This window comes from Streptococcus sp. A25 (genome assembly GCF_043674095.1).
Taxonomy (GTDB): domain Bacteria; phylum Bacillota; class Bacilli; order Lactobacillales; family Streptococcaceae; genus Streptococcus; species Streptococcus suis_V.
Window position 1 is genome coordinate 75,840 of record NZ_JBIMJO010000012.1, and the last position, 6,367, is coordinate 82,206.

A 6,367-nucleotide genomic window follows, 5' to 3' on the forward strand; every position below is an offset into this window, starting at 1 on the left:
GCAAGTGTGAGCGGACATCGCTTTTTGAATGGTCGAATTATATTGATTTGGTACTTTTTTCTTCCAGAATAGCCTGATAGAAATAAATCTGGGCAGTCTTGTGATAGGGAAGAACATAGAAATCCGCAAGTCCGCTGGTGATAATGGTCAAGATAAACCATCCAAAGAAGCTCAAATCCAAGAGGAATCGTTTCCATTTGTAGCCCTTCATCAATTGACGGCTTTCCTTCAAAATGGCTCTGGCACTGGTATAAGTGTCCGCTTCCAAGCGTTGGAAGAGAATGTTCTCAGCCTGGGAATAGGCATAGACCTGTGGCAAATAGATGGCCAGACCAATGCAAATCAGGAACAAACCAGCTATAAAAACCAAAAAGCCGATAGCTATCATGCCAGTCAGGCTTTCCTGTACTTCAACCGAGTTGGCTTGAAGCAGTTCTGCGGACAGGTTGCTGATGAGGATACTAGACCCTAGCAGCAAGAAGGCACCGATGTAGAAAATCAAGCTCCAGAGAATGAGCAGGATTGTTTTTAAACTGAAAACCGCCAAGAATTTTCCAAATGATGGATGGCTGAAGATAGCTAGGCTATCAGTAAGTTTCCCTGTCGCTTTTTTGCCCAACATCAATAGGAATAGGCTGTAGGAGACGGAGAGCAGCAGAAGGGCAAGGAGCAACCTGTAGAAGCTTGTAAATCCTAAAATGGACAGTAGGTAATAAATGCTAGCCTGGGTGTCCTGGCTAATGTCTGTAACACGCTCCATATCTGTCTGAGAATTTGTAAATAGATTGATCAGCAGAGTGAGCAGGACAGGAAGCAAAACGATTTTATAGCTAGTAGGATTCCTTCTCAGGCTCAGGCGAGCTTTTTGGCGAATAGATGATAGTGTAAACATAAAGCCTTCCTTTCCTCCATATTTTAACACAGTTTCAAGTGACAAGAAAGGTAAATTTTGATAGACTAGATTAGTTGCAGGCTCAGCTGAGCCCTGTTGATTTTCCCAGGACTGTTTTTCCTGGTAGGAGGTAAATATATATGACAGATGTACCAATCAAGTATCGCTTGATCAAGAAAGAAAAGCACACAGGTGCTCGTTTGGGTGAGATTATCACACCACACGGGACCTTCCCAACGCCTATGTTTATGCCAGTGGGAACGCAAGCGACGGTCAAGACCATGTCGCCTGAGGAGCTGAAAGAAATGGGGTCGGGCATTATTTTGTCCAATACCTATCATCTCTGGCTTCGTCCTGGTGATGAGCTGATTGCGCGTGCCGGTGGACTCCACAAATTCATGAATTGGGACCAGCCGATTTTGACAGATTCGGGCGGGTTCCAGGTTTATTCGCTGGCAGATAGCCGCAATATCTCAGAAGAAGGCGTGACCTTCAAGAACCACCTCAACGGCAGCAAGATGTTCCTGTCGCCGGAAAAAGCCATTTCCATCCAGAATAATCTTGGTTCTGACATCATGATGAGCTTTGATGAATGCCCGCAATTCTACCAACCGTATGACTATGTCAAGAAGTCCATTGAACGGACCAGCCGTTGGGCGGAGCGTGGTCTAAAGGCTCACCGTCGCCCGCATGACCAAGGGCTCTTCGGGATTGTCCAAGGGGCTGGTTTTGAAGACCTCCGTCGCCAATCAGCTAGCGACCTGGTCAGCATGGATTTTCCGGGCTATTCCATCGGTGGTTTGGCTGTCGGTGAGACCCATGATGAGATGAATGCAGTCTTGGATTTCACAACGCCGCTTTTGCCGGAAAACAAGCCTCGTTACCTCATGGGTGTTGGAGCACCAGATAGCTTGATTGATGGTGTGATTCGTGGGGTTGATATGTTTGACTGTGTACTACCAACACGCATTGCACGTAATGGAACTTGCATGACCAGTCAAGGACGTCTTGTGGTTAAAAACGCTCAGTTCGCTGAGGACTTTACACCATTAGATCCAGAGTGCGATTGCTACACATGTAAAAACTACACACGTGCGTATCTCCGTCATTTACTTAAGGCCGACGAGACATTTGGTATCCGCTTGACCAGCTACCACAATCTCTTCTTCTTGATTAACCTCATGAAAAATGTTCGTCAGGCTATCATGGACGATAACCTGCTCGAATTCCGTCAGGACTTTATGGAAAAATATGGCTACGGCAAAAATGGTCGAAATTTTTAATCAAGTATGAATGTAATTCTTAAAAGAGCGGGTCTGATATTAGGGACTTTGTTGGTATCGATGAGTCTCCCTTTCATATTTTGGCTCCTTTATTTAGTCGAAACCTGGCTAATTTTACTACTTATTATTGCTACGCTAGTTGGAAATGCCTTGATTTATAGATTTTTATATCACTATTGGACCAAAGGTATTTATGTTATTTTTTTCATTTTGGCATCCAGCTATTTATATATGATGTACTTGAGTAACAGAGCTGAGATAGAAGATGCAACTATCATTGCTATATATGGACTTGCTTTCGTAATAATACCACTTTTTATCAATGTTATTGCTATTCTTGTTATTCTAATGATCCATGCTTTTCGACTATTAACAACTTTTCTAAAAAAATAGGTAAGTAAATGACCTCCTACAAAATAGTAGGAGGTTCTCTTTTTATACATCAAAATACAAGAGTTCTTTCGGCGTCTTGGTAAAGACATTAAAGCCGTTCTCGGTCACATGACCGCAATCCTCAATGCGGACGCCGACCTTGCCCGGAATGTAGATACCTGGCTCAACAGAGAAACACATGCCCTCTTGAATAACCAAATCATTGCCTTCCATGATAGATGGAAATTCATGAACGCTCATTCCCAAACCGTGGCCCAGGCGGTGGTTGAAATACTCACCATAACCAGATTTTTCAATAACAGAGCGAGCAGCGTAGTCAATTTCACCAGCAGTCACACCGGGTTTAATCATCTCGACAGCTGCCATGTGGGCCTCTAAACAGAGATTGTAAATGTCTTTTTTGAATTGATCAGGCTGACCGACCGCAATTGTCCGTGTCATATCAGAAGTGTAGCCTAGCGTTTCTACGCCCAAGTCAAACAAAAGCAGGGCATTGTTTTCAATCTTATTAGTAGCGGGAATGCCGTGAGGATTAGCTGCATTATTACCGGTCAAGACCATGGTATCGAAACTCATTTTTGAAATGCCTTGTTTTTTCATTTCAAATTCAATCTGGGCGATAATGTCGGTTTCTGTGACATTCAAGGAAATGTTGTCAAATCCGACCTGCATGGCCTTATCCGCAAATTCACCTGCGATAAACATTTTTTCAATTTCATCGCGGGATTTAATCAATTTCATGGTATTGATCAGCGGAGTGATGTCTGAGAAAGGCTGATTAAAAATAGACTGGAGACCGTGGTAGCGGGTCAAATTCATATTGTCAAATTCAGCACCGATTGTCTTGAAGGCCTTGTTTGGCAGACTTGCCTGGATGATTTTCCAAGGATTTTCAGAATCCATGTAGCCAGTTACGGGGAATGAAACAGTTGCACGAGCGCGCTCGACATCGAGAGCTGGTAGGAAGAGGAGCGGTTCATGGTCTGGCATGACAAAGAGGAACATGTGGCGTTCGTGTGGGTCAGCGTGATAGCCGGTCAGGTAGTAGATACTGGAAGGATCTGAGAAAATGGCCAATTCAAGTTGATTGTTTTCTAGGTAATCTTGCACATATTGTAATTTAGACATAGGCATACCTTTCTTTTGATGATAAGAAAAATGAAATTTTCGTTTATTATATGGACTATTGTTTCAAAAAATCAAAAAATTTGCAAGTCCTAGCGAAAAAAGTCCTATTTTTCTCTTGAAAGTGTTTACAAAAAGTGATACACTATAAGAGAGTGAAAGCGTAATTTTCATAGAAAAAGAAAGATGAAAGGAAACACAAATATGTTGAATACTGATGATACGGTAACGATATATGACGTTGCCCGCGAAGCCGGGGTCTCTATGGCGACCGTTTCCCGCGTTGTCAATGGAAATAAGAACGTTAAGGAAAATACCCGCAAAAAAGTCTTAGAGGTCATCGAGCGCTTGGATTACCGTCCTAACGCCGTTGCCCGTGGTTTGGCCAGCAAGAAGACGACGACTGTTGGTGTGGTTATCCCAAATATTGCTAACGCCTACTTTGCAACCTTGGCTAAGGGGATTGATGACATTGCTGATATGTATAAGTATAATATCGTCCTTGCCAATAGCGATGAGAACGATGAAAAAGAGATTAATGTGGTCAACACCCTCTTTTCAAAACAGGTGGATGGTATCATTTTCATGGGCTACCATTTGACAGATAAGATTCGTGCGGAGTTTTCTCGTTCACGTACACCGATTGTTCTGGCTGGTACGGTTGATTTGGAAAAACAATTGCCGAGCGTAAACATTGACTACGCTGCAGCAAGCAAGGATGCGGTTACCCTGTTGGCTAAAAACAACAAGAAAATCGCCTTTGTATCTGGACCGTTGGTTGATGATATCAATGGCAAGGTCCGCTTTGCTGGTTATAAGGATGGCTTGCAAGAAGCGGGCTTGGACTTTAGCGAAGGCCTAGTCTTTGAATCTAAGTATAAGTATGAAGAAGGCTATGCTCTTGCTGAACGTATCTTGAACGCAGGTGCGACGGCAGCCTTGGTGGCAGAAGATGAAATTGCAGCAGGTCTCTTGAATGGTATTTCAGACAAGGGTCTCAGCGTTCCAGAAGATTTTGAAATCATTACAAGCGATGATTCACTGGTGACCAAGTTTACACGACCTAACCTGACTTCTATCAATCAGCCATTGTATGATATTGGTGCCATTGCCATGCGGATGCTGACCAAAATCATGCACAAGGAAGAATTGGAAAACCGTGAAGTCATTCTGAATCACGGCATTAAGGTTCGCAAATCTACCAAATAGTTCAAAGGATCCGGACGATTTTCCGGATTTTTTGATTTTTTCAGGGATAGCTTCCTATTCCTGATAAAAATGTGTTATAATGAATATTATTAAACCGAAATTTAACTAGGCTAGAGTGTAAGTGGACATCAGGTTTTCAAATTTCAGCTAAGGATGGGAAATGTTCTTGCTGAGATGGGGAGTTTCCTTTTGCGACTAGTCTTGATGTTCTAAAATATAAAAATGGAGGTGACCTATGAACAAGCCAGTTCCACCGTCAATCTTGTCAGATTTGCGCCAGGATATTGTGCAGATGCCTAATATTATCAAAGAATGTAGCGGTATCATAATTTACGGACGCAGAATCCGCTCGATTTTGTTTACGACGGATGTTGCGATTATTGCCAATCATAATGCAGACGCTGTGCTAGCAGTCTATCCTTTTACGCCTAGTCCAGCTATTCTTAAGAGCATCATGCTGGTAGCTTCAGTTCCTGTACTTGCAGGTGTGGGTGGTGGCTTGACCACAGGTCTCCGCTCTGCTAATATGAGCCTCTTTTCTGAATCAGAAGGTGCCTATGCGGTTGTTGTCAATGGTCCGACCAATGTCGATACTATACAGGAAATCAACAAGGTTGTGGATATTCCTATCATCTATACGGTAGTTTCTGAGAAATCAAATATTAAGGCCCGGATTGAGGCTGGTGTTGATATTCTCAATGTTTCTTGTGGAGCAGATACTGCGCGGGTTGTGGCCAAGATTCGTCAAGATTTCCCCGAATTTCCGATTATTGCAACAGGCGGTCCGACCGAAGACAGCATTCGCACAGTCATTGAGGCTGGAGCGAATGCGGTTACCTACACGGCACCTAGCAATGGGGAATTGTTCAAAGCCAAAATGGAAAAATACCGTAAGCACGCAGCAGACTAATCCAGTCTTGCAATCCTTTCCCTTCTAGGTTACAATAGAAGGGTAACCTTCCCTTAGTTAAATGGATATAACAAATTCCTCCTAAGAATTAGTTGCAGGTTCGATTCCTGCAGGGGAGATATTATATAGCTTAGAAACGTTGGTTTAACAGCGTTTCTTTTTAATTTGTTCAACTTTTGTTCAACCATGATCTATTGATTTATCGTTCATTAGCAATAGACGAATTCGATCATTTTCTTTTTTCTCTTTTTCATTAATCAAATGACCGTAAGTTTCTATGATTTGAGTGATGTCCTTATGACCCATAATTTTAGCAAGAACCCATAAATCAATGCCTTCAGATATCAGAATAGAAGCATATGTGTGGCGGTTTCCTGTACATGTTAGATTTAAAGGTGTAATATCCAATTTTTTTAAGATAGACTGTAGATGTTTATTACATGCGTTATTTGTCGGAATACCAGAATAAAAATTTACAAATCCCGCGTTGTAAAATGAAGTGCAACAAAAAAGACATGTTCGTCTGATATACTAGAATTCCCCAACTCAGTATAG

Annotated in this window: 5 protein-coding genes, 1 tRNA gene and 1 pseudogene; 4 read left to right on the top strand and 3 right to left on the bottom strand. The window is 42.4% G+C overall.

What is annotated here, in order from left to right; all coding sequences use genetic code 11:
* Window positions 1–37: 37 nt before the first annotated feature.
* Window positions 38–892, bottom strand: a complete 855-nt coding sequence (locus tag ACHBID_RS06885; RefSeq protein WP_394731888.1) for a DUF975 family protein — start codon at window positions 890–892, stop codon at window positions 38–40.
* Between the two features lie 140 nt (window positions 893–1,032).
* On the opposite strand from ACHBID_RS06885, the gene tgt reads away from it, so the two are divergent.
* Window positions 1,033–2,175, top strand: coding sequence for a tRNA guanosine(34) transglycosylase Tgt (gene tgt / locus ACHBID_RS06890; RefSeq protein ID WP_105110421.1), 1,143 nt, complete (start codon window positions 1,033–1,035; stop codon window positions 2,173–2,175).
* A 435-nt stretch (window positions 2,176–2,610) separates the two neighbouring features.
* Here the strand turns inward: tgt and ACHBID_RS06895 are convergent, their stop codons facing one another.
* Window positions 2,611–3,696, bottom strand: a complete 1,086-nt coding sequence (locus ACHBID_RS06895) for a Xaa-Pro peptidase family protein (RefSeq protein WP_105160576.1) — start codon at window positions 3,694–3,696, stop codon at window positions 2,611–2,613.
* Window positions 3,697–3,900: 204 nt separating this feature from the next.
* Between ACHBID_RS06895 and ccpA the strand changes: the two genes are divergently transcribed.
* The 3 genes from ccpA to ACHBID_RS06910 all read left to right on the top strand — a co-directional run bounded on the left by ccpA (window position 3,901) and on the right by ACHBID_RS06910 (window position 5,931).
* On the top strand, window positions 3,901–4,902 hold the full coding sequence (gene ccpA / locus ACHBID_RS06900; RefSeq protein ID WP_283241320.1) for a catabolite control protein A: 1,002 nt from the start codon (window positions 3,901–3,903) through the stop codon (window positions 4,900–4,902).
* A 235-nt stretch (window positions 4,903–5,137) separates the two neighbouring features.
* Complete coding sequence (locus ACHBID_RS06905; protein WP_394731887.1) at window positions 5,138–5,812, top strand: hydrolase; 675 nt, start codon at window positions 5,138–5,140, stop codon at window positions 5,810–5,812.
* 47 nt (window positions 5,813–5,859) lie between these two features.
* A tRNA-Arg gene (locus tag ACHBID_RS06910) sits at window positions 5,860–5,931 on the top strand.
* Window positions 5,932–5,992: 61 nt separating this feature from the next.
* Here ACHBID_RS06910 and ACHBID_RS06915 read toward each other — a convergent pair.
* Window positions 5,993–6,292: pseudogene (locus tag ACHBID_RS06915) on the bottom strand (tyrosine-type recombinase/integrase); the annotation flags it as partial.
* Between the last annotated feature and the right edge of the window lie 75 nt (window positions 6,293–6,367).